Origin of the sequence: Hymenobacter sublimis, assembly GCF_023101345.1 — a bacterium.
In the GTDB taxonomy this organism is placed as follows: Bacteria; Bacteroidota; Bacteroidia; order Cytophagales; family Hymenobacteraceae; genus Hymenobacter; species Hymenobacter sublimis.
In genome coordinates this window covers 1,200,339-1,224,080 of record NZ_CP095848.1, presented here as the reverse complement: position 1 = coordinate 1,224,080, position 23,742 = coordinate 1,200,339, and the positions used below count along the sequence as shown (strand labels likewise).

Here is a 23,742-nt window from a genome sequence, read left to right as displayed (position 1 = left end):
AGCAGTGGGTGGGAAGGTTACAGGGCCAGATTCACGCCGAACAAGAAGGCGCGGCTGCGCGGGTAGGCGGCGTAATCAACGCCGGGCGTGAGCGGCGAGGAGCGGCGGGTGTTCACCTCGGGGTCGTAGCCGGTGTACTTGGTGAAGGTGTACACGTTGTTCAGGGTCACGTAGAAGCGAGCCTGGGTTAGCTTCACGCGCTGAATCAGGGGTTTGGGCAGGGAGTAGCCAAACGTTACGTTGTTCACGCGCAGGAACGAGCCGCTTTCCACGGCCCAGGAGTGCAGGAAGTAGCGCTGGGTAGGCGTCCAGATGGTAGCATTCCGGTTTACCTCGCGCAGGGTGTTGAGGTCGGTGATCCGGCTACCATCGGCGTTGATGGTGCGGTATCGGTCCTCCATAATGCCCAGCACGTTGCTGTACACCGTGTTGGGCGTGTTCGAGGTGAACTCAATCTTGTTGGCATTGTACACATCGTTGCCCAGCACGAAGTTCAGGAAGATGCTGGCATCGAAGTTCTTAAAGGTGAACTGCTGGTTGAGGCCGCCCGTTACCTTCGGGTTGGCATTACCAATAATGGTCTGGTCCAGGTCATTCACCACGCCATCCTTGTTAAGGTCCTTCAGCTTGATGACGCCGGGCTGGGCCACCTGCCCTACCGCCGTACCTGAGGGTAGCAGGCCTTGCTTGGGAATCCAGAGGTTGGTAGCTGCATTGTAGCCCTCAAAGTCGTCGGCCGTGTAGAAGCCGTCCGTCACGTAGCCGTACATCTCGCCCACCGGACGCCCCACCCGCGCCTTGAAGTCGGCGGCGGAGGCAAAGTTGGAGCCGGCCCAGCCCGAGTTGATCGGGGTAATTTCCTGGAGGTCGCCGCCCAGGCTTTCAATCCGGCCGCGGTTCATGGAGGCGTTGGCGGTGGCCGTCCAGGTGAAGTTAGGCTTGTTGAAGATGGTACCCGTCAGCTGCAGCTCAATGCCCTTGTTCGAGGTTTTACCCACGTTCTGGAGTTGGCTGAGGTAGCCCAAGAAGGGCGGGATAGGCACGTTAATAAGCAGGTCGGTAGTCGTGTTGTAGTACACGTCGCCGGTGAACTGCACGCGGTTGTCCCACAGGGCCAGGTCAACGCCCAAGTCGCGGGAAGTGGTTACTTCCCACTTCAACCGCTCATTGCCCAGCGTGGTAGCCGAAGAACCCAGCACCTGCGCGTGGTTGAGGAAGTAAGGGGCACTACCAGCAGTAAAGAGCTGGTCGTAGAGGAAGTCGCCGATGCGGTTGTTGCCGGCCTGGCCGTAACTCAGGCGCAGCTTCAGGTCCGATACGGCCGGTACTCCCGTGAAGAAGTCTTCCTTGGAAATACGCCACGCCGCCGAAGCGCCGGGGAAGAAGCCCCAGCGGTTGCCTTCCCTGAACTTGGAAGAGCCATCGGCCCGGAACGTGCCCGTAAACAGGTACTTATCGTCGAAGGAGTAGGTGAGGCGACCAAAGCCCGAGAGCAGCCGGAAGTTCTGCGGAATATCGGTGCGGGGCAGCACGGGCTGGGCCGTAACGCCGGTGGGTAGTACGCCCTGGTTGATGTTGGCCCAGGCCCGCTCGGCGGTAATGTCCAGGGGTAGGTAGTTGGTTTGGATGTACTGCAGCTTGTTGCGCTGCTGATACACCTCTTCACCCACCAGCAGGCCCACCGCGTGCTTGCCTTTGGTGAAGCTGTAATCCAGCACGTTCGAGTTATTAATCGTCGACTGGTTGGTGGTGGTGATGGTAGCAAAGGGCAGCTCGTTGTAGCCACCGGCCGGCTGGCGCAGGGTAGGCGAATTACGGCCGTTGAAGGTGCTTAGATCGGCATTCGTGATGTCGAAACCCGCCGTGGTCCGGAACACCAGGCCTTTGGCCAGGGTCAGGTCGGCATTGGCGCCCACGTTGAAGGTGCGGCGCTTGTCCTCACGGAACTCGCTGTCGATGGCCACAATGGGGTTTACCAGCGAAGACGTCGTGAAGAAGTCGGGGTCGAAGGCGTTGGGGTCGAGCAGAACGCCCGTGCTGCGCGGCACCGACAGCGGCAGGTACTGCACGGCATTGCGCAAGCGGGAGGTGGTGTTCGAGCCGGTGGTAGAAGTGCCGGCCCCGTTCACTTCCTGGTCGTTGAAGCGCATGTTCAGGCCGATGCGCAGCTTATCTGTGGGCTTGGTGTCGAAGCGGAAGTTCACCAGGTTGCGGACAAAGCCCGAACCGCGCTGAATGCCGTCTTCGTCGTTGCGGGTCAGGCTCAGGGCGTACGTGGTGCCTTTCACCCCACCCGACACCGACAGGTTGTGGGTTTGCTGGAAGGCGTCGCGCCCGAAAGCCTCGTCCTGCCAGTCCAGGAAGGGTGAGTTGCGGGCCCGCGACAGGGTGTCACTGAGGTAGTTGGAGCTGCCGAACAGGCGGCGGTAGGTTTCCAGGCTGCCGCTGCCGGTAGCGCCTACCTGCTGGGAGCGTTCAAACTGGTAGTCGAGGTAGTCGGCCGGGCCCAGCACGTCCAGCTTCTTGGCAATGCGGCGGAAGCCAGCAAAGCCATTGTAGCTGATAACCGTTTTTCCCTCGATGCCTTTTTTGGTCGTAATAATCACTACCCCGTTGGCACCGCGGGCCCCGTAGATGGCCGTGGCGGAAGCGTCCTTTAGCACGTCAACGGAGGCAATATCCTGGGGCGCAATAACGGACAGGGCGTTTTCAATCTGAATGCCATCCACCACGTAGAGCGGGGAGTTGTCCTGGGTGATGGAGCCGCCGCCCCGCACCCGCACCCGCACATCGAGGTTGCCGGGCGTGCCCTCCGAGGAAGTCAGCTGCACGCCGGCCAAGCGGCCCGTCAGGGCTTCAGCAGCGGAGTTTACCGGAATGTCCTTGATCTGCTGGGCGCTTACTGACGACACCGAGCCGGTTACGTCGCGGCGCTGCACGGCCTGGTAGCCGATTACTACTACGTCATCCAGGGTCTGGCTGTCCTCTTTCAAGGTCACGCTTACCTCAGTGCGGCTACCTACGGCCACCTCGAAGGGCAGGAAGCCGATGTAGCTAAAGCGCAGGGTAGCATTGGCCGGCACGTTCAGGCTGAAGCGGCCTTCCCCGTCGGTAGAAGCGCCGGCCGTGGTGCCTTTCACGACTACCGTTACACCCGGCAGGGCCTCGCCCTTTTCCGACTTAACGACGCCCTGCACGCGCTGCTGCTGCGCCCAGGCCGGTGCCGCCGCCGCTAGCAGCGGAGTCAGCAACAGTAGATTTCTTTTCATGACGTAGAGTGTGGGAATTATGTGGGATGTAGCGCCAGTTAGCGCAAATCGGTAATGGGCGCGGGGTCCATGTCGGTGTATTCTTGGTTTTCGCCGCCCATGCCCCAGATGAAGGTGTAGCCGGCGGTGCCGCAGCCCGAGTGAATGGACCAGGGCGGGGAAAGGATGACCTGCCCCTCGCCTACCCACAGATGGCGGGTTTCCTGGGGCTGGCCCATGAGGTGGAGCACGCGCTGGCCCTCCGGCAAATCGAAGTAGAGGTAGGCCTCCATGCGCCGGTCGTGGGTGTGGACCGGCATGGTGTTCCACACGCTGCCGGCATGCAGCTGCGTGAGGCCCATTACCAGCTGGCAGCTCTGAATGCCCTCGTTGTAGATGTACTTGTAAATGGTGCGCTGATTGGCCGTTTCCAGGGCGCCCAGGGTTACCGGCGTAGCTTCGGCCTGCGTGAGGCGGGCAGTGGGGTAGGCGGCGTGGGCGGGCGTGGAGAGCAGGTAAAACTTAGCCGGCTGGCTGGCTTCCTGACTGGCGAAGGATACCTCGCGGGCATCCTTACCCACGTACAGGCAGTCCTGGCGGCCCAGCTCGTAGATGGTGCCATCCACGGTTACGGTGCCGGCGGCCCCGGTATTCAGCACGCCCAGCTCCCGGCGCTGCAGGAAAAACTCGGCCTTTAGGTTCCCGGGGCAGGGTAGCACAATCGGCTCAGCGGTGGGTACTACACCACCCACCATCATGCGGTCATAATGCGTGTACACCAGCTGAATTTCGCCGGGCACAAATAGGTTTTCCAGCAGGAAATTCTCGCGCAGCTCGGCGGTGGACATAGCAGCTGTTTCGCGGGGCCCGATGGCGTAGTACTGGCGCATTTTCAGTGGTGAAATGGTGAGATGATGAGTAGTGAAATGGTGAGTGGTGAGATGGTGAGTTTGACGTTTGATCGGCATCGTTTGCGCAGATTGCGCGGCTGGAACGACAACTCACCATTTCACCATCTCACTAGTTCACCTTTACCTGCCCATCCAGCCGCCATCGACGGTGAGGATGGTGCCGTGGATGTAGTCAGCGGCCGCAGAGGCCAGGAAAACGGTGGGGCCTTTGAAGTCGTCGGGGGTGCCCCAGCGCCCGGCCGGAATGCGGCCCAGAATGCTCTGGCTGCGGTCGGGGTCCTGGCGCAGGGCCTGGGTGTTATCAGTGGCGATGTAGCCGGGAGCAATGGCATTCACGTTCACCCCGCGGCCGGCCCACTCGTTGGCCAGGGCCTTTACCAGCGAGCCAATAGCGCCCTTGCTGGCCGCGTAGCCCGGCACATTAATACCGCCCTGGAAGGTCAGTAGCGAGGCCGTAAAAATGATTTTGCCGCCACCCTGCGCCAGCATCCGGCCGCCCAAGGCGCGGGCCAAACGAAAGGGCGCATCCAGGTTGATAGCCAGCACGTTGTCCCACAGCTCGTCGGCGTGCTCGGCGGCCGGGGCCCGCTGAATAGTGCCGGCGTTGTTGATGAGAATGTCGATGCGCGGGAAGTCCTGCTGCACCTGGGCCAGGAAGGCGTCTACCTGCTCGCGCTGGCTGAAGTCGGCCTGGTAGGCGCGGAACTGCCGGCCCAGGGCCTGCACTTGCTGCTCCGTCTCGCTGCCGCTCCGGGCCAGGGAGGCCGAAACGCCAATGATGTCGGCCCCGGCTTCTGCTAGTCCCAGCGCCATGGCCTGCCCGATGCCTTTGTTGCAGCCCGTTACCAGCGCTACCTTACCAGACAAATCGAACGAAGTGGGACCCGACATATAGAGGAGAATGTTTGTAAACTTTTCGAAGAAATCCGGTGTACTTTTGAAACAGCCGGATGGCCGGCGGCATGATTAAGATTAAAAGATGCCTTTCCGAAAAGGAAGTATCTGGTCTTAATAATTTGCGCAAACGATGTCGGGAACGTTGCCAACTATCGTCTAGGGCAGGTAAAGCCGCCTTCTCCCGCCGTTATTCGGCCCAACATTCTGCTTACCTGCCTCCGCGCGTTCCTCCTACAATAGCCTCGGTTTTAGGACAAAAGTAAGTACCCACTCTCCTACTCCCATCTTCCTACCGCTCACACCTGTGGAAACCTTTACCATCAAAGACATTGCCCGCGAGCTAGGCATCTCTACCTCCACGGTATCCCGGGCGCTGCGGGGGAGCTATGAAATTAACCCCGAAACCAAGCGGCTAGTGATGGAGTGCGCCGAGCGCCTCAACTACCGCCCCAACCCCATTGCCCTGAGTTTGAAGGGTAGCGCCAGCCGGGCCATTGGCGTTATTCTGCCCCAAATTGCTAACTACTTTTTCTCCCAGGCCATTAATGGCATTGAGGCCATTGCCTACAATCGGGGCTACCACGTCATCATCTTTCAGAGCCAGGAATCCTACGAGCGGGAAATTGCCAACGTGCAGCAGGCCATGTCGAGGAAGGTGGATGGGTTGCTGATGTCGCTTTCCAGCGAAACCGCCGATGTGGCGCACTTGCAGGAAGTACTGGATAAGAATGTGCCCCTGGTTCTGTTCGACCGGGTTTCGGCCGAGTTGAACGTGACCAAAGTAGTGGCCGACAATTTCGGCGGAGCCTTTGCCGCCACCGAGCACCTGATTCAGTCGGGCCGCAAGCGGATTGCCCACCTCACCATTCAGCCCTGGCTGAGCATCACGCAGGAGCGCCTGGCCGGCTACCGTGCCGCCCTGGAAAAGTACGGCCTGGAGTTCGACGAAAGCCTGATGCGCTACGGTAGCTTCGGCCCCGATGAGGTAGGCCCCATGGTCGACGACCTGATGCGCCTGCCAGCTCCCCCCGACGCCTTTTTCACCGCCTCCGACCGCCTGGCCGTCGGTTGCCTGCAGGCCCTGCGCCAACGCAACCTGCACATTCCCGAGGACGTGTCCTTAATTGGCTTCACCAACCTCAACGTCGCCGATCTGCTGGCCCCGCCCCTAAGTACGGTAGTGCAGCCGGCCCAGGAAATCGGGCAGCTAGCCGCCGAGCGCCTCATCGACCAGATTGAGCGCAAGCACCGCGCCCTGCCCGTTGAAACCGTAAAAATCCCCACGGAGCTGATTGTGCGCAGCTCCACGATGGTAGAAGTGGTGAAATTGTGAGGTGGTGAAATAGTGAGTTTGCTGTTCTGTCCTGGCGAGGAGGCACGATGCGGCCATTCGTCCTTCACGAAGTCTTACCCTTAGTAAATAGACAAGCCCTTGACGCTACCATACGTCAAGGGCTTTTCACTTTATCAGGTGTCAGGCACAAGAGAGGAAGGATGGCCGCGCTTCGCTCGCCATGACAACTCACTCACTTACAACCTCACTACTTGGCTTCTTCCACCCGAAACCAGTCCACGTCGGCGGTGCCGGCGTCGTTGGTTTTGCCGGGGCGGGTGCAGAACAAGCCTACTTTGGCCCCAATCCATTTGCCTTCCCGAGCCGTGAATTCGGTACCGAGGGGCTGAAACTGCTCTCCATTGAGGCTGTAGCTGAACTGGCACTTGGCACCTTCCCGCACGGCTACGCGCAGGTAGAGGGGCTGCTTATTCGGCACGACAATGGGGGCCGTGGTGGTTTCGGGGGTAAGCTTATCGGCGTTTTGGCATACCGCCTGCGCTAGGTGGAGCTGGCCAGCTTTGCTGGTGAGCGTGAGGGCAGCGTAATCGAGTCCCATCATCACGAGGCCCACTTTTTCGCCCTCGAAGCGCGGGGTAAAGGTAAGCTTGGCGGTAACGATAAACTTCTCGGCGGGCAGCTTTTGCAGCAGCAGGTTAGGCACCTGCCACAGGTTCTGGTAGCCTTCTGGCAGTGGCACCGAGTACAGGCGCAGGAAGCCCGCACTGCCGTTGAGGAAGTGCCAGCCCGGCTGGGGGTTGGCGTGCCACTGCCACTGCAGGCCGAGGGTATTAGCGTCAAACTCGTCGGAGGTAGCGGGCGTAGCCAGGGGCTGGGGCTTGCCCTTCACGGCGGGCTTGCGGTAAGTAAGCACGGGCTGGCCGGTACCGTCACCATCGGGGTCCTCGCCGATAATGGGCCAGTCGTTTTTCCACTGCATGGGCTGCAGATGCATCACCCGCCCGTAGGCGCCCTGGTCCTGGAAATGCAGAAACCAGTCCTGCTTACCATCGGGCGTATCAACCCAGGCGCCTTGGTGGGGGCCGTTGATGGGGGTGTTGCCCTGGGCTAGCACAATCCGGTCTTCGTAGGGGCCGAACACGTTTTTGGCGCGCAGCACTACCTGCCAGCCGGTGGCTACCCCGCCGCCGGGCGCGAAGATGTAATAGTAGCCGTGACGCTTGTAGAACTTGGGGCCTTCGATGGTCGGGTGCTTGTCGTGCCCATCAAATACTAGCACTTCGTCGCCGAGTAAACGCAGGCCATCGGGGCTCATGCGGCTCACGGCCAGCACGCTCTTAAAGCCCGCGCGCGAGCCCGCAAACCCATGCACCAGGTAGGCCTGGCCGTCTTCATCCCAGAGCGGGCAGGGGTCAATCCAGCCCTTGGCTTCCTTGATGCACACGGGCGTGCTCCAGGGGCCGGCCGGATTCTTGGCTTTCGTGACGAACAGCCCCAAGTCCGGGTCGGGGTAGTAAATGTAGAACTCCTTGCGGTGGTAGCGGATGGCCGGGGCCCACACGCCGTTACCGTGCTGGGGTAGGTTGTAGCGGGCAAGGGGCGGCTGTTGGGTGAAAACTGCACCAATAAGCGTCCAATTCACTAGGTCGCGGGAGTGCAGGATTTGCAGACCCGGCGCAGCGTTAAAGCTGGAGGAAGTGAGGTAGTAATCCGGCCCCACCCGCACCACATCGGGGTCGGAGTAATCGGCGTAGAGCACCGGGTTTTTGTAGCTGCCATTGCCCAAGTCCGGCACCCACACCTTCGACAAGGAAGATTGAGCCGCGGAAGCCAGCGGCAACAGAACAAGCAGCAGTAGAGAAAGACGTACCAAGGGCTGTAACGCTGAGCTCCGGCTCGGCGCACGAGCGGAGCGAGTATGGAACGTGAGCCGACGCGTGGTAGGCGCGTAGAGACTCGTTCCGCTCGTGCGCCGAGCCGGAGCTCAGCGTTACTTAGCCTGTTGCAGCAGCCAGGTCGCTAGGTCCTTCGCCGCCTGAAAGTTCTGGTACTCGGCCGGAATCTTGCGGCCGTCCACGTATTCGTTGTAGAGCCACGGGTCGCCCACGGCGAAGACTGTCCCCTTGCCTACCTTGGCGGTGGCCATGATAACGCTGCCGCCTTGGCTAACCAGGGGCTGGGCCGGGGCTTTCACGTCCAGCGGGGCCAGCTCCTTGATGTAGGCGGCGCGGGCCGTTTTGAACACCGCATTACCCGCGGGCAGCTCTACCCTACCCTGCTCAAATTGGGTTCCTTTCACCATGTTCAGGTTCTGGCTTTTAAACTGGATGCCAAAGGCCTGGGCTAGGGTGTTGAAGCGCGGAATCTCGCAGTTGCTGGTGTCATTTGCCATGAGCACCAGCGTGCCGCCGTCTTTCACCCATTTCGTTAGGGCCTGCACGTCGGCAGGTTGCACGAAGTTGGGTTTAGCGGTTTCCTTTTTGGTGTCGGGGTCCACGATGATGTACACGTCCACACCTTTCAGCGCGGCGGCCGTGGGCGCGGTAGTTATAGTAGCGGTTTTGGCGCCCAGGTCGCGCAGCTGCTGGCCCCAGAAATAGAAGCCGCCGTGGGTGCGCTCATCCCAGGTGTAGTGCCAGGTTTCCTCCTGCCCGCTAAGGGCATTCTTGCGCAGCTCGTGGTTAAAATAGTTATCCACGGCCACCGTTTTGCCTTTGCCCAGGGTGCTTTCGGCGGCCACTTCCATTTCCAGGCTAGCGAGGATGAACGGCCCGACGCCTTTCAAATCGTTCTTGCGTAGGGGCTCGGAGAGGTAGTACTCGAAGCTACCGTCGCGGTAGGGGTTGCCGCCCAGGCCACCCACGCTTACCGTGCCGTTGAAGGCCAGGGCGCTGCTACCTTCCGTGGCCACGAATTGCTTAAGCAGGCCGTCATAACCTTTGCGGGCCACCTCGGCGTACTTTTTATCGAGGTAACCCATGCGCACGCCTTTCTGCAGAAAGTACACGAACATGCTGCTGCCGGAAGCCTCCTGGTAGTTGCCTTTGCGCGCGGCCTGGTCGACCACCAGCGCCCAGGTGCCCGTTTTGGGGTCTTGGTATTTTGCCAGCACGGGCGCCAGGCGCTGCACGTTTTTGATAAGCTGCTGGCGCTGCGGGTGGTTCTGAGGGAAATAGTCCAGCACATCTACCAGGGCCATGGCGTACCAGCCCATGCCCCGGTCCCAGAAGTTCGGCGACTGGCCCGTTTGCTTGTTGGCCCACTTTTGCTCCCTGCTTTCATCGTAGCCGTGGTAAAGCAGGCCGGTTTTGGGGTCCACCAGGTTCTTCTCGATGAGGGCAAATTGCTTGGCTACGTCGTCGAAGCCAGCGGGCTGGTTGAAGGCCTTGCTGTACTCGGCGTAGAAGGGCTCGGCCATGTAGAGGCCATCCAGCCACATCTGGTTGGGGTACACCTTCTTGTGCCAGAAGCCGCCGGCCTTGGTGCGCGGCTGCCCTTCCAGCTGCTTGCGCAGCAGTTGGGCCGCTTTCTGGTACTTCTCGGCCTGGGGCACCGACATCTGGCTGAGCGTGAGCAGGGCGTGGCCGGTGGTCAGGTTATCGAGGTTGTAGTCTTCCAGCTTGTAGGTGCGAATGGTGCCATCGGGCCGCACAAACTGGTCGAGGTCTTTCTGAATGTAGGTGAAGTAGCGCCCGTCGCCGGTGCGCTGCCACACCCGCTCCAGGGCCTTCAGCATCAGCCCCTGCTCGTAGTCCCAACGGGCCGTTTTGCGGTTGCCAATGACGATGGAATCGGGGTGCCAGCTGATGAAGGCATCCGCCATGCGCTGCGACATCGGCCGTCCCGTGCTGGGCGTGGTTTGGGCCTGGGAAGTAAGCGAGGCGAGCAGCAGACCGGAAAGCAAGAAGCGGCGGGAGAGCATGGGTAGGGAGTAGCGTGTCGGGGATTTTAAGGAGATGCTTCGCTCTGGAGGCGCCATTACAGCTTAGAAACCGTCACGACTTTCTTGGCCACTTTCTCACCCATTTCTACGCCTTTTTTCGCGGCTTTGGTGTCGGTGTTGCGCAGGGTTACGGCCTTGCTGCGGCTACCCGTAACGCGCAGTAGCAGGTCGGCGCCGGGAGCGTAGCGCAGGTTGTCGAAGCTGATGTTGCGGCTGTTTTGGACTTCCAGCACGGGGTTGGTTTGCTTGGAAATCAGGGTCACGTTCTTGAGGCGGATCCCGTCGGCTTCCTGGCACACTAGGCCTTTATTGCTTTCCAGCACTGTGTTTTCAATGTCCACGTCTTTAATGGCCATTTCCGGCAGACCGCGCACCAGAATACCCGTGTTGGCGCCCTTACAGGTGACGTTCTTGATGCGGAAGCCGCGAAACTGGGGCGTGCCTTCGCCCAATGGCTCGGCCTTGATTTCCGGAATGCCGTAGGCGTCGCCGTTTACTTGCACCGGGTCTTTGGCGGCGTAGTACATGTCGAAAAGAATGGCCTCGCCGGCAATGTCCGTCATGTCCACGCCATCCACGAAGATGTTTTCTACTACCCCGCCGCGGCCTCGGGCTGTTTTAAAGCGCAAGCCCACGTCGGTGCCCATGAAGGTGCAGTTGTTTACGTAGATGTTGCGCGCCCCACCCGACATTTCCGAGCCAATCACGAAGCCGCCGTGGGCATGATACACTTTCGTGTCACGGATAATAAAGTTCTCGGTGGGCACGCCGCGCCGGCGGCCTTCCTCGTCGCGGCCCGATTTGATGCAGATGCCGTCGTCGCCCACGTCGAAAGTGCAGCCTTCCACCAGGCCGTTGCGGCACGATTCCAGGTCTAGCGCGTCGGTGTTCTGGCCGTACCAGGGGTTGCGGGCCGTGACGTTGCGCAGGGTGATGTTGTCGCAGAGCAGGGGGTGAATGGTCCAGGCCGGGGAGTTCTGGATGGTGAAGCCTTCCAGCAGAATCTGCTTGCAGCGCTGCAGGCTGAGCATGTTGGGCCGCAGAAAGTCCTTGAACTCCTGATACTTGCTGTAGTCGGGCTGCTGACCCGCCTTAATTGTCCAAGGCTTGTTGAGCGTGGAGCCTTTCAGGGAGCTAGCCGAGGGGTACCAGGTTGTGCCCTTCTCATCCACTACCCCACCCGATTTTACCAGCCGCTGCCACTGCCCGGCGTTGAGCTTTTCCTTTTTCACCATGCGCCAAGCGTCGCCGGCCCCATCAAAGGTGCCCTCGCCGGTAATGGCAATGTTCTCCAGGTCGTAGCCGGAAATGGGCGACTGGTTGCGCACGGCGTCCTCGCCTTCCCAGTTGGTTTTAATCAGCTGATAGTCGGAGAGCTTGTTGCTGAATTGCACCAGGGCGCCCTTGGCCACGTGCAGGTTTACGTTGCTTTTCAGCTGAATGGGGCCCGTGAGCCACAATCCGCGCGGCACCAGCACTACCCCACCCTTCTGGCTGCAGGCCTCAATGGCTTTGCGGAAGGCTTCGGTGTTCAGGGTTTGGCCATCGGCTACGGCCCCGTACTTCGTGATGTTGAAGGTATCCTTGTTAAAAGTAGGCTGAAGCACTACCGGCAAATCGTACTGGTACTTGCCCGTGAAGGCCAGGGGCTGCAGGTGGCTGGCAATGCCTAGGTTCATCTTTTTCACGTCCTGAGCTACCAGCTGCGCCACCCGCTCCGCGCCATAAGCAGAGAAGTGCGTGTTATCGAGCTTCGTGTTGTTGGCGCCGTTCTGGTAGCTCCAGAACAAGGGCTTGGAACCGGCGTCGCCGAGTTGGGAGTACAGGCCCCAGCTGGTTTCGTGCAAGTCAATCAGGGGTACTTTCTGGGTTTTGGCTACCTCCTTCACTACGCCGGGGTAGTCGCCGTGGTCATCCTTGCGCTTGCCTTGCTCGTCAAAGTAACGGCGGCCAACGGGCGTGAGCAACACAGGATTGGCGCCTTTGGCACGGGCTTCCTGCACGTAGCGGGTCAGGTTTTGGCGGTAGGCGGTTTGGGGGGCGGCGTAGCGGGCGGTGTCTTCCTGCTTGCTGTCGTTGTGGCCGAATTGAATGAATACCCAGTCGCCGGGCTTGAGCTGCTCCAACACTTTGGCCCAGCGGCCCTCGTGGCGGAAATTGCGGGTGCTACGCCCGTTCATGGCGTGGTTCTGGATGGCCACGCCCCCATCAAAATACTGCCGGAAGTACATGCCCCAGCCGCGCTCGGCTTTGTCCAGGGGCTTGTCCGACATGGTGGAGTCCCCGACCAGGAAGATGGTGGTCTTGCGGTCATCGGCGGCCGGGCGGAAGGCCAGCAGCGCAACGGCCAGCAGCAGAACGGCAAATGGTTTCATACAGAGCGGGTGGGAAGGAGTTCAAGAACCAGGCACGCTTGCTCAGGGTGCACCCGGGAAAAGGAGTTTTCCGTGACCCGGCGCGGGTGAGTGAGTGCTGAATACATGTTAAGGTTAGCGGAATAGTTGGCCTACCCTGCACCCTCGTCCAGCATTTTTTGTGCAATCGTTATCGGGAACGTTCCCAATGCCAGCATTCGTGCCCGCGGCGACAGCTACCTGGCGGCAGCGCCTACCCTATCTACTCACTTTGCCTTGGGGCTTAACTAGCTGAAGCTGCCCGTCAAATTGCACTTACCGCTACCCACAAAAAAAGAGTGCGGCCGGAGCGCGCACTCTTTTTTGTATTAGCAATCGACGTGTACAGAGTCCGGGGCCGCCGAGTAAGTATCTATGCCGGCCGCCGCGGGGTTGCTGCCAGTTGCTTAGATGGAGCTGAGGAAGGTTACCAGCGCATCACGCTCTTGCTTGCTCATCTCGGTCACGATTTTGCGTGAGTTTTCGCCTTCGCCACCGTGCCACATAATGGCCTCTATTACGTTGCGGGCACGCCCGTCGTGCAACAGGTTGGTGTGGCCGTTTACGGTTTGCTGCAAGCCTAGGCCCCACAGCGGAGCCGTACGCCACTCGCGGCCGGAAGCCAGGAAGTCGGGGCGGTTGTCAGCCAGGGCTGGGCCCATGTCGTGGAGGAGGAGGTCGGTGAAGGGAGCAATAACCTGGTTTGATACCTCAGGACGGCCGGGCAGCGTACCGGTTTTCATGCGCGGCACGTGGCAGCTACCGCACTCCGCCTTGGCAAACATTACGGCGCCTAGTTGCGCCTGAGGGCTGCTATTGTTGCGGAAGGCCGGTACCCCCATCGTCTGGGTGAAGACGGTCAGGTCACGGATTTGCTGCTCGCTTAGGTTCAGTTGGGCCGAGGCGCTGGTTTCGCCGGGCTCCACCGGGAACACCGGCGAGGTCAGGCCCATGTCGCCGTTGGCGGCACCGGCATTTTGCTGCCGCAAAGTGGGTTGGTTGGCTTTCCACCCGAAACGACCAATGCGGGTGCGGCCCTGCTCTACGTCCCACACCCGGTTAGGCCGGCCCGAAACACCGTTGTTGGTATTCACGCGGGCAAACTCCAGAATGGTTTCTTCGCGCACGGCTTCCAGCAGGCCCAGGCCCGTTACCTGAGAACCAGTGCGGGGCGAAATCATGGTGCCGGTGGGCAGGTTTTGCGTGGTTTTCACGAAAGTGTACGTGGGCCGCCGCAGGCTAACGGTGCTGCCATCCTTGAACGGCAGGCTGGGCTGTTCCGTGTAGCGCACCAGTACGTTGCCTTCGGCGCTAGCGCCGCGCACATCATCTTGGGCGTCAACTCCTTCTACCACCATCAGCGGCTGAATCTGGTCGCCGAAACCGGGCACTGGCTTGGGCTCCCCGTGGGGGCCGGTGCCTGGCAGACTCACGCGGAACAGCAGCTGCGGGGCCAACTCGCCGGTTGTGGCATTCACCCGGGGCAGACCAGCGCGGGAGCCGCCCAAGTGGCAGCTTTCGCACCGCACGTTGTTCCAGAGGGGAGCTACCTCGCCCAACTCAAACGTGCGCTGGAACACTGTCTTACCATTCAGGTGAGCCGTCATGTCAACACCGCCCAGGTTAGGGGCCGGCTGAATCATGCTCAGGCTGCTGACGTCGTTCACGGTGGTCTGGCCGCCCGCTAAGGTGAACGTGGGGAAAACTTGCCCCCAATCCACGTTCAATTCGTCATCGCCCTCATTATTGGCCGATGTTGTAACCTGCAATGCGTCAGGACCTTCCAGCTCAGGTTTTTCGCAAGAGGTTAGCACTGTCAATCCTACCGCACAACTTACCAACTTCCAGGAGGTAAAGGGTTTTATCATATAATTGTTCTAAAATGGGAATGAAACTGCAGCAATATACAATATAATTCTACTTTGATATTATTATATTCCGTATAAAACTATTTTTATTTTCTATGACTATACTGCCTAAAACTTGGCTTTTTCAGTTAATGCAGCGCAACACTGGTTACGTGCCACCTGCGTGCGTTAGTTAGCCTTCTCAAAGTTGGAAGCAATGAGCCTTCTTTTAGTCTACTTGCAGCTATGTATTGCCACGGCGAAACAGCAACCTATCAGACTTCTTACCCCTCGGGTTAGCCCAACCGCCGTACTAGCCAGAGCACAGCACTTAGCAATAAGCTCAGCAGCAGCATGGAAACAATGGGCGCGTAAAACAGGAAGCCCGGCCGCTCAATGCGGATGTCGCCGGGTAGGTGTCCGAACCACTTCAGCAGGCTGCCGCCCCCTAGCCAGAGGAAAGCACCCAAAGCCACCAGAATCAGGCCGAGAACAACGAAGCTTTTACCGAGTTGGGGCGTCATGGGTAGGCTGATATTGTATCGTGCGTTATAATCCCTCAAAAAACCACTCCCACCACGTATGAGGATGAGGTCTATCCCAATCGGCTTTTCGGTGTAGGGCAACGAATGAATAGATTCTGGAAGATAGCTGTACTCGTGTAAGCGTAGCAATTTCTGAGGCAATTGCAGCAGCGCGGGGCCACTGGCGTTTTCATCAGCAACCGCTGCCCTAGCGCTGAAACAACTGAAACGCAGCACCAGGAACTGCCCATTAGCGCAAGTCAACCGGAGCTGGCTATGAAACGACGCACCTTAAATCAGCGGCCCGTTTTCTGTAGTGTAAACTACATGGGTAGCTTTTCTAGGGCTATAACAACTTACTAAACCCTAGCAACTTCCCGCTAATACTGGATTCAGCAGGACACGCTTCATTAGTTGAAGTTGCCTGCTGCTCCCAGGAGTAATAGCAAATGCGCAGAAATAGAGGGTGAGTTCATTACCCCTGCCCAAACACCGGCTCTATCCTGCCTTCGGCACCTACCTGCAAGGCGGCCTCGTAACGGTTGCCGGTTTTGGCCGACACGAATCCGCGGATGACGCCGGTTTTGCCTTTGCGCAGAAGCTGATTCATCTGGCTGTCGGTGAGGGTTTTACCACCCCACTCGAACGGCACCCGGAACTGGCAGTCCTCGCGGAAGCGGGAGCAGCCCCAGGCACTTTTACCTTTCAGCATCTGGCCCAGGCGGCACACGGGGCACGGAATCTGGCCGGGGTCGGTGGCCGTAGTAGGCTTGCTTTCGGCGGCGCGTACCAACTCCAGCGTGTACTGCGGGGTGAGGCGGATGGCGGCGCTAAACTTGTTGCCGGCGTCATCCAAAAAGCCCTGCATAGCCTGGGTACGGCCTTTTTTCAACAGGTCGCCTACTTGCTTGTCGGTGAGCTTCTTGCCCTCATACTGGGTGGGTAGGCGCAAGGCGCAGCCCTCGCGCCAGCGCGAGCAGCCCAGGGCGGTTTTGCCGCGCAGCACGTGGCCACTGCCGCAGGCTGGGCACGGCCCCAGCGCCCCGGGCACGGCGGGGGTAGGTGCGGCAGCCGGAGCCGCGGGCCGGGTAGCAGCGGCTTTGCTTCCAGGGCCAGCGGCGTCGGGGCTGGCGACCGTCACGGCGCGGCCGGAGCCGTCCTGCTTTACCTCGTGCACCATTTCGCGCACCAGCTGTTTCAGCTCGCCCAGAAATTGCTCTTGGTCGAGCTGACCGCCTTCAATCTGGCGCAGCTTTTTTTCCCACTGACCTGTCAGCTCCGCCGATTTGAGGGTGGGGTTGCGAATCAGCCCGATCAGCTCCACGCCGGTAGCAGTGGGCACGATTTTCTTTTTGTCGCGGCGGATATAGCCCCGCTTAAATAGGGTTTCAATGATGGCCGCACGGGTAGAAGGCCGCCCGATGCCGTTTTCCTTCATGGCCTGACGCAATTCATCATCGTCGACGTTGCGGCCGGCGGTTTCCATACCGCGCAGCAACATCGCCTCCGAATACTCGCGCGGGGGCTGGGTCATTTTGGAGTCGAGGCGGGGCTTGTGGGGGCCGTTTTCGCCTTTCTCGAAGCTGGGCAGCACGGTATTCACCACGTCATCGTCGCCCTCGCCGGCCGCTTTCGGGGCCGAGGGAGCCTGCTGCTTCTCCGGGTCGCCGTACACCACGCGCCAGCCCGGGTTCAGAATCTGGCGGCCCCGTACGCGGAACGTGCGCCCGGCTGCTTCGGCCGTAACGGTTGTGTTCGACACCTCACAATCGGGGTAGAAAGCGGCCAGGAAGCGACGCACAATGATGTCGTAGACGCTGTGCTCGGTGCCGCCCAGGCCACTGGCACTAGCGCCGGTTGGGATGATGGCGTGGTGGTCGGTGACTTTGTTATTGTTGAATACTTTGCCCGACTTCTTGATTTTGCCCGCCAGCAACGGAGCCGTGAGGCTATTGTAAGCGCCCAGCCCGCGCAAAATGCCCGGAATTTTTGGGTACTGGTCGTCGGGCAGGAAAGTGGTGTCGACGCGGGGGTAGCTCACCACCTTTTTCTCGTAAAGAGCCTGCACCGTTTTCAGCGTGTCTTCGGCCGACAGGCCCAACTGGTTGTTGCACTGCACCTGCAGGGAGGTCAAATCGAATAGAGAAGGTGGGGTTTCCAAGGCCTTCTTGATTTCAACGTTGGTGACCGTGAGCGGCACGTCCTTCACGGCGGCCATGGCGGCGTCGGCCTCTTCTTGGGTTACAAAGTAGCCACGGGCTTTCAGGCGGGCCTTTTCGTCGGGCTCATCGTCTTCGGTCTTGCCTTTTTTGGGCGGGGCCACGTGGCTGAACATGGTGCCGCGGTATTCGGTGCGCAGTACCCAATAGGGCTCGGGTTTGAAGTTCTGAATTTCGTGGTAGCGGTCTACGAGCAAGGCCAGGGTAGGCGTCTGCACCCGCCCGATGCTGAGCACCTGGCGCTGGCCGGGCGCATACTTCAGGGTAAACAGGCGGGTAGCGTTCAGCCCCAGCAGCCAGTCCCCAACGGCGCGGCTTTTGCCAGCTTGGTACAGCTTGTCAAACTCCGCCCCGTCGCGCAGGTTCTGAAAACCTTGGCGGATGGCTTCTTCCGTAAGAGAGGAAATCCAGAGGCGCTTGGTGGGCTTGCGGTACTTGGCTTCTAGCAGCACCCAGCGCTGAATCACCTCTCCTTCCTGGCCCGCGTCGCCGCAGTTAATAACTTCTTCGGCGTTGGCCAGCAGGTTTTTAATGACGGTGAACTGGCGCACTACCCCATCGTCGCGGCGCATAAGCTTGATGCCGAAGTTCTCGGGCACCATGGGCAAATCGTGAATGCTCCAGCGCTTCCACTCGGGGCGGTAGTCCTCGGGCTCCCGCAGTTGGCAGAAGTGGCCGAAGGTCCAGGTTACCTGGTAGCCGTTGCCTTCAAAGTAGCCATCCATTTTGCGGGTAGCACCCAACACCTGGGCAATTTCGCGGGCCACGCTGGGCTTTTCAGCAATACAAACTTTCACTAGGGGCTAATTCTCGCTGATTCGTACTCAAATTTTGCTGGCGGCAGCGCCAGTGAGGAATCAACAAAGATACGCCGAGAAAAAGTCGGTTTACCCGCGGCGTTTGCAGCGGGTCGAAGCGGGTCAGGAAGCCGAGGCCAGCTCCAGCTCATGCTGGGTTACAAAGTGGTAGCGCACCTCGTAAAAGCCCGCATTCGATACCCGGTCCAGCATCACCACGCTTTCAATTTCAAAGGGCAGCCCCCGGGCCGCAATCCGCACTGGGTTCAGGCGGCGCTGGAAGATAATTTCTTCGCGGGCAATGTGCAGGGCCGCATTTTCGGTGGCCGCCTGCACGCGCACATAAAACAGGTTGGCCAGCGGAAACTGCCGGTGCTCCAGAATTTCGCCGTCCCAGTTATCGAAGTTGTCCAGCTCTTTGGGGAAAGCGCTGTCGTAGCGCTCATCCAGCACCTTCTGCTTTACCTGGTGGTAGGCAACGGGCGTGTTAAGGCGGTGAGTAATCAGTTTTACCAGATGGGCCACCTCCAGTTGGGCACCCTGCTCAACCAAGCTACCGCGGTGGTAAAGCCCAAACAGGTTTTCCTGCTCGTTATGGGTTATTACTACCCCGCTGGCGGCCGCTACCTCGCGCAGTTCCTGGTCGTAGAGGCGCTGGCTGGCGTAGAGTTGGCCCCAGCGGTTGTCGGGGGGTAGCAGCACGCCAAACTCGTCGGGCGGGGTGAGCACCATGGTCGAGGAATTGTTGCCCTCAAAGATGCGGGGGTAGTACTGCTTAAGCTGGCTAAAGCTGAGCCCAGCCACCCACAAGGCAAACGTGGTGCGGTGCAACCGGAACGTGCCGCCTTCGCTTCCCACGTAGTAGCCAATGGAGGTGAAGCGACTAGCCTGGTTTAGCGGCAGAGTAATTACCTGGGGCTCGTTGTCGGCATTGAGGCCGAAAAAGCACGGATGCCCTTGTTCGGCGAGTTGAAGAACGTGTAGGCCGAAGGGAATATTCTCCTGTATTCCGGGCAGGCTGGTACCGCGGTACTCCAGCTCCTGCTTTTTCACTTCACTAGCTAGGTGCACTAGTGAATCATAGGCAAACAGTTCTTCAATTTTTCTCAACCCGTGCATGGTAACACTACTGATTTCTGTACCGCACGGCAATATATTGCGATATGGTTGAATTTTTGTAATATACAATACAATATATAGTACATAAAATTATATTATTAAGAAATAACTATTTTTACAATCGATTCACAACCAGCCTCTTGTTTTCTACTTGTAGCAGCAGCTCCTCCAGAATAAAGTCAGAAGCTTCTGGCCTGGGTAGCACTTGCGGTGAGTAAGTTGGGCGGGCTCGAAGGTAGCGGTAGGCAAGGCAGCGGCTAGTGGCAGACGTGGGCACAAGGAGTAGAGCAGGGCCTGGTTGGCCCAGCGCTACCTGATAACATCTACTTTCTCGATTCTTTGGGCTACCATCCTACGAACTCCGGCAAGGCACGTGAATGCGCGCCTGCAACAGGTGTAGTAGTTAACTAGCCTACTCTGATTTCTTGCGCATGTGCACGCTGGCCACGCACCGGAATCCCAACCAGCTTTGCGGCCCCGGGTAGGCTTGCCGCGTTTCCAAGGTCAGGCCTACCACCGAGGACTTGAAAGAGCCCCCTTTTGCTACGCCTTTGGTAGCCGTCATTTCAGCCACATTGCCGATTATCTGCTGCAGGCCAACATTATTGGGCGGCCCGTCGGTGATGCGCTGGAGCGGGAATACCTCCTTGGCCGGGGCGCACTTGAATACCTGGTTGCTGCCCGCTAAGTAGTAGTTTTCCCGCAAGTTGAAGGGCAGTGCATACGCCACTTCCTCCGCCGGATGCGGCAGCTGCTGGGCGTCTAGGCAGGCCGTGAGGTCGTCGGCCTGGGCTAGCTTTTGACCCTTGGGTTTGCGAACCGGGCGGGTCTGAATTACTTCGAAAGGCCGGGGACCAGCCCCTACCCCACCGGCGGCGGCCAGCTGCCACTCTTGCTCCGTGGGGAGGCGGTAAGTTACCGTCACAGTGTAGTCGCGCAACTCTGGGTGTTGCTTCCGAAACTCCGCGCCCTGAAAGTAAGCCCGGTTAACCACAGCGCTCCGCCACCGACAATATGCCTGGGCCTGCTCGTAGCTGATGTTAGTGGCTGGGTAATAGCGGTAGCCCGGCGCCCGGAAGTAGGACTGCGGCGCCTGGTCCTGCTCAGGGTCGACGACGGGCTGCCACCCGGTCGAGTCGGGTAACTGGGAGCGGTATAGGGCAAGCGTAGAGTCGCGGCGCAGAAAGTGCAGGTACTCCAGCCAGTGGATGTTGGCTACCTCCGTTTCATCCATGAACAGATTCTCCGCCACGCGGGTAGTGCCGGGCGGCTCAGGCAAGCCCGGCTGCGTGGCTCCCGTCCGGGTACCTTGGGCCCAGATGAAGGCGGGTAGCAGCAGAATTAGGCCCACGGCGGCGCATACGTTGCTTTTGTTTTTCATACCCAATCTACAAGAGGCAGCAGCCTGGAGCTTTTTGTTTAGCGCAGTACCAAATATAAAGCCATAGCCCGCTACGTGCCCAGGTAAAACCTGCCGTTCCCGGCTAAATTATGGCTGGCTCCGTATTTGGTCAGAGTCTTCTTGATCAGGAATCTATGTGGTGGATGTTTTCGTTGTTGGCTGCGCTGTCGGCCGCCGTTGTGGTTACGCTTTCCAAGGTAGGCGTCAAAAATATTGAGTCGAGCGTGGCCTTTGCCGTGCAGTCGGTGCTGATTGTGGGCGTGGCCTGGGGCGTAGTGGCCTGGCAGGGCCACCTGGGGCAGGTAGCTGAAATTGACCGGCGAACCTGGCTGTTCCTGATTGCCGCCGGCGTTATTACCTGTGCCTCGTCGCTGTTGTCGTTTCAGGCCCTGAAGCTGGGCCCGGCCTCCCGCACCTCCTCCTTCGACAAAATCTCGCTGGTCTTTTCCATTTTACTGGCCGTGTTCTTTCTCAAGGAAAAAGTGACTTGGCAGGTTATCCTGGGCGCTACCATGATGGCCGGCGGCGCAATGCTCATTGCCTTTACCCGCAGTAGCGAGTGATCCGCTGTTTCGCTTCGTAAACAGGATAGGGTCTTGGGCATACTTCAATACCTACCGTATCTAGCGTAGTCAAAACGAAGCGCTCCATACACGCAAAAAACCGCCGCAGCCAGTAGCCGCGGCGGTTCCACACATCGAAAGCGCACTCCCCTCAGACTACGCCCGATGATGCTAGTAGTGACATAAGCCGGGTTAGTCCGGTGCAGAATCTCGTTTTCTCTTTTGGTATTGGATGCCTGAGGGCCCGGGTATTAGTGACCAGCAGCGCTGGTTCTGTAGATTTCCTTCAGCTTGCCTTGCAGGTCATCTTCTACCTTCAAGTCCTTGAGCAGGCCTTCTTTAATATCATAAACCAAGCCGTGCAGGCGCGGGGGCTTGGCACCTTTGCGCGCGTTCTGAATGATGTTGGTTTTGGCCAGGTTACGCACCTGCTCAATCACATTGAGCTCGACCAAACGACGTAGCCGGGTTTCCTCGTCGGCAATGGCCGAAATTTCGGCGTCGTGCACCCGAATTACGTCCCGGATGTTGGTGAGCCAGCCATCAATGAGGCCGTACTGCTTGTTGCCAGCGGCGGCGGCTACCCCACCGCAGCCGTAGTGCCCTACCACCAGAATATCCTCTACGCCCAACACTTCCACGGCGTATTGCAGCACGGAAAGCAAGTTGTAGTCGGTGTTCACAACCATGTTGGCAATGTTGCGGTGCACGAACATTTGCCCTGGGCCGGTGCCCGTAATAGACGCGGCTGGCACCCGCGAATCGGAGCAGCCAATGAACAGGTACTGGGGCTTCTGGCCGTTAGCCAAGCGGTTAAAGAAGTCCGGATCAGCGGCGCGCTTTTCTTCAACCCATTTGCGGTTATTTTCCAGAATTGGCTCGATGCCTTTCATAAGCGGGGAATTAAGGAGGTGAGTAGAAAGGAAAGGTACTAGGTGTACACCACGGCGGTAGCGCGAAGCTCCTCCGTATTAGTGTCCTAGAACCTGTACGTGCTCAATGCCGCGTAGTTCCACCTGAATGCCGCGTTCTGGGGCGGAAAGGCGGAAGTTTTCGATGGCTTCCAGCACATCGTAATCAATGTGGGAGGAGTTCGTGCCATCGATGAGCACGTGGGTGTTGTTTGGCAGCTCGTGCAGGACCTTTACAATGCTGGCCTTATTCAGGAAGGAAACCTGCTCTGATAGTTTCAGATGCAGCGGCCCTGACTGCTGGGACGGAGGAGTGCTCAGGAAGTAAGCCGACTCGTAATTGGCCTTCAGAATGTAGAAGATGCCCACTATCAGTCCCACCGATACACCTTTGAGCAAATCCGTGAACAGAATGGCGATAATGGTGATGATGAAAGGCAGAAACTGCTGCCAACCCAGCTTCCATTGGGTGCGGTAGAGGGCGGGCTTGGTGAGTTTGTACCCCACAAGCAACAGCACCGCCGCCAGGGCCGACAAGGGAATCTGGTTCAGCACCGACTCTAGGAACAGCAAGCTGGTAAGCAGCAGCAAGCCATGGAAGAACGTCGACATCCGGGTTTGGCCGCCGGCATTAATGTTGGCGGAGCTACGCACGATAACGGCCGTCATGGGCAGGCCACCGAGCAAGCCATTCAGCAGGTTGCCGACGCCTTGCGCGAGCAGTTCCCGGTTGGGGGGCGTCACGCGCTTATACGGGTCAAGCTTATCTACGGCCTCTACGCTGAGCAGCGTTTCAAGAGAGGCGACGATGGCAATGGTAAAGGCTACCGTGTAGGTAACGGGTCGGCGGAAAGCAGTCCAGTCGGGGGCGGTAAACACGTTGGCAAAATCCTGCCAGGCCGTAATGGACGGGAGGTTGACGAGATGCTCAGGGCGAATGCGCAGCACGGGCGCGGCCACGTCGAGCACATTGTTAAGCACAATCGACAGCACTACCACAATTAGGGCGCCTGGCACGAGGCGCAGGAAAGCCACGCGCTTGGTAAGTATGTTATCCCATACCAGCAAGGTTCCTAAGGAAACTAGCCCTACCAGGGCCGAGCCGGCGCTAATACCGCCCATGGCCTTTTTAATAGCCGAGAAGGTGTTCAGGCCATCGAACTGCAAAAAGTCCATGTCCTCGAAGTAATCCGCATCGGCGCCCACAAAATGGGGAATCTGCTTTAGAATCAGAATCAGGCCGATGGCGGCCAGCATCCCGCGAATTACGGAGGTAGGGAAGTAAAGGCCGATGATACCGGCCTTGGCCACACCCAGCAGCATTTGCATGACCCCGGCTATAACCGTGGCGGCTAGCACGGCCTCAAAGGTGCCCAGCGTGCTAGTAGCCGAGAGAATAATGGCGGTTAGACCCGCGGCCGGGCCACTGACACTAAGCTGCGACCCACTTATCCACGAAACGATTACGCCTCCAATAATACCGGAAATAATTCCAGCCAGTAGGGGTGCTCCGGAAGCCAGCGAGATGCCTAAGCACAACGGCAGGGCTACCAGAAATACAACCAGGCCGGCGGGCAAATCTTTGCCTAGCGTTTTCCAGGGGGAATTGGGAATGCCAGTAGGCTGCTGCAGAGCTACTGGCGCTTCGGATACCGGAGCAATTTTCGACATGAA

Annotated in this window: 15 protein-coding genes; 2 read left to right on the top strand and 13 right to left on the bottom strand. The window is 59.1% G+C overall.

From position 1 onward, the window contains the following. Positions 1-17 precede the first annotated feature (17 nt). From MWH26_RS05165 to kduD, 3 genes are all read right to left on the bottom strand, one after another. On the bottom strand, positions 18-3,269 hold the full coding sequence (locus MWH26_RS05165) for a SusC/RagA family TonB-linked outer membrane protein (protein WP_247976336.1): 3,252 nt from the start codon (positions 3,267-3,269) through the stop codon (positions 18-20). Positions 3,270-3,307: 38 nt separating this feature from the next. Beyond that, positions 3,308-4,138: a 5-dehydro-4-deoxy-D-glucuronate isomerase gene (gene kduI, locus MWH26_RS05160; RefSeq protein WP_247976335.1), complete on the bottom strand. Its 831-nt coding sequence runs from the start codon at positions 4,136-4,138 to the stop codon at positions 3,308-3,310. Between the two features lie 141 nt (positions 4,139-4,279). Further along, positions 4,280-5,050 (bottom strand): 2-dehydro-3-deoxy-D-gluconate 5-dehydrogenase KduD, encoded by a 771-nt coding sequence (gene kduD, locus MWH26_RS05155; protein ID WP_247976334.1) that lies wholly within the window; start codon positions 5,048-5,050, stop codon positions 4,280-4,282. A 310-nt stretch (positions 5,051-5,360) separates the two neighbouring features. Between kduD and MWH26_RS05150 the strand changes: the two genes are divergently transcribed. Continuing rightward, a complete protein-coding gene (locus MWH26_RS05150) occupies positions 5,361-6,389 on the top strand; it encodes a LacI family DNA-binding transcriptional regulator (RefSeq protein ID WP_247976333.1) in 1,029 nt (342 codons plus the stop codon). Positions 6,390-6,597: 208 nt separating this feature from the next. Here the strand turns inward: MWH26_RS05150 and MWH26_RS05145 are convergent, their stop codons facing one another. The 8 genes from MWH26_RS05145 to MWH26_RS05110 form a co-directional block, all read right to left on the bottom strand. Beyond that, a complete protein-coding gene (locus tag MWH26_RS05145; RefSeq protein WP_247976332.1) occupies positions 6,598-8,223 on the bottom strand; it encodes a glycoside hydrolase family 43 protein in 1,626 nt (541 codons plus the stop codon). Positions 8,224-8,340: 117 nt separating this feature from the next. Continuing rightward, positions 8,341-10,272 (bottom strand): glycoside hydrolase family 88/105 protein, encoded by a 1,932-nt coding sequence (locus MWH26_RS05140; protein WP_247976331.1) that lies wholly within the window; start codon positions 10,270-10,272, stop codon positions 8,341-8,343. Positions 10,273-10,328: 56 nt separating this feature from the next. Next, positions 10,329-12,668 carry a glycosyl hydrolase family 28 protein gene (locus MWH26_RS05135; RefSeq protein WP_247976330.1) on the bottom strand — a complete coding sequence of 780 codons (2,340 nt, stop codon included), beginning with the start codon at positions 12,666-12,668 and terminating at the stop codon, positions 10,329-10,331. A 425-nt stretch (positions 12,669-13,093) separates the two neighbouring features. Continuing rightward, the gene (locus tag MWH26_RS05130; RefSeq protein WP_247976329.1) at positions 13,094-14,554 is read right to left on the bottom strand and encodes a di-heme oxidoreductase family protein; all 1,461 of its coding nucleotides are present in this window, start codon (positions 14,552-14,554) and stop codon (positions 13,094-13,096) included. A 275-nt stretch (positions 14,555-14,829) separates the two neighbouring features. After that, positions 14,830-15,057 (bottom strand): DUF2905 domain-containing protein, encoded by a 228-nt coding sequence (locus tag MWH26_RS05125; protein WP_247976328.1) that lies wholly within the window; start codon positions 15,055-15,057, stop codon positions 14,830-14,832. 475 nt (positions 15,058-15,532) lie between these two features. Then, a complete protein-coding gene (locus MWH26_RS05120; RefSeq protein ID WP_247976327.1) occupies positions 15,533-18,073 on the bottom strand; it encodes a type IA DNA topoisomerase in 2,541 nt (846 codons plus the stop codon). A 123-nt stretch (positions 18,074-18,196) separates the two neighbouring features. Continuing rightward, positions 18,197-19,183 (bottom strand): hypothetical protein, encoded by a 987-nt coding sequence (locus tag MWH26_RS05115; protein ID WP_247976326.1) that lies wholly within the window; start codon positions 19,181-19,183, stop codon positions 18,197-18,199. Positions 19,184-19,604: 421 nt separating this feature from the next. Next, positions 19,605-20,573 carry a formylglycine-generating enzyme family protein gene (locus MWH26_RS05110; protein WP_247976325.1) on the bottom strand — a complete coding sequence of 323 codons (969 nt, stop codon included), beginning with the start codon at positions 20,571-20,573 and terminating at the stop codon, positions 19,605-19,607. Positions 20,574-20,728: 155 nt separating this feature from the next. Between MWH26_RS05110 and MWH26_RS05105 the strand changes: the two genes are divergently transcribed. Continuing rightward, entirely contained in the window at positions 20,729-21,157 is a 429-nt protein-coding gene (locus MWH26_RS05105; RefSeq protein ID WP_247976324.1) for an EamA family transporter, read from the top strand. A 251-nt stretch (positions 21,158-21,408) separates the two neighbouring features. Here the strand turns inward: MWH26_RS05105 and MWH26_RS05100 are convergent, their stop codons facing one another. After that, positions 21,409-22,050, bottom strand: coding sequence for a carbonic anhydrase (locus tag MWH26_RS05100; RefSeq protein ID WP_247976323.1), 642 nt, complete (start codon positions 22,048-22,050; stop codon positions 21,409-21,411). A 78-nt stretch (positions 22,051-22,128) separates the two neighbouring features. Further along, entirely contained in the window at positions 22,129-23,739 is a 1,611-nt protein-coding gene (locus MWH26_RS05095; RefSeq protein WP_247976322.1) for a SulP family inorganic anion transporter, read from the bottom strand. Between the last annotated feature and the right edge of the window lie 3 nt (positions 23,740-23,742).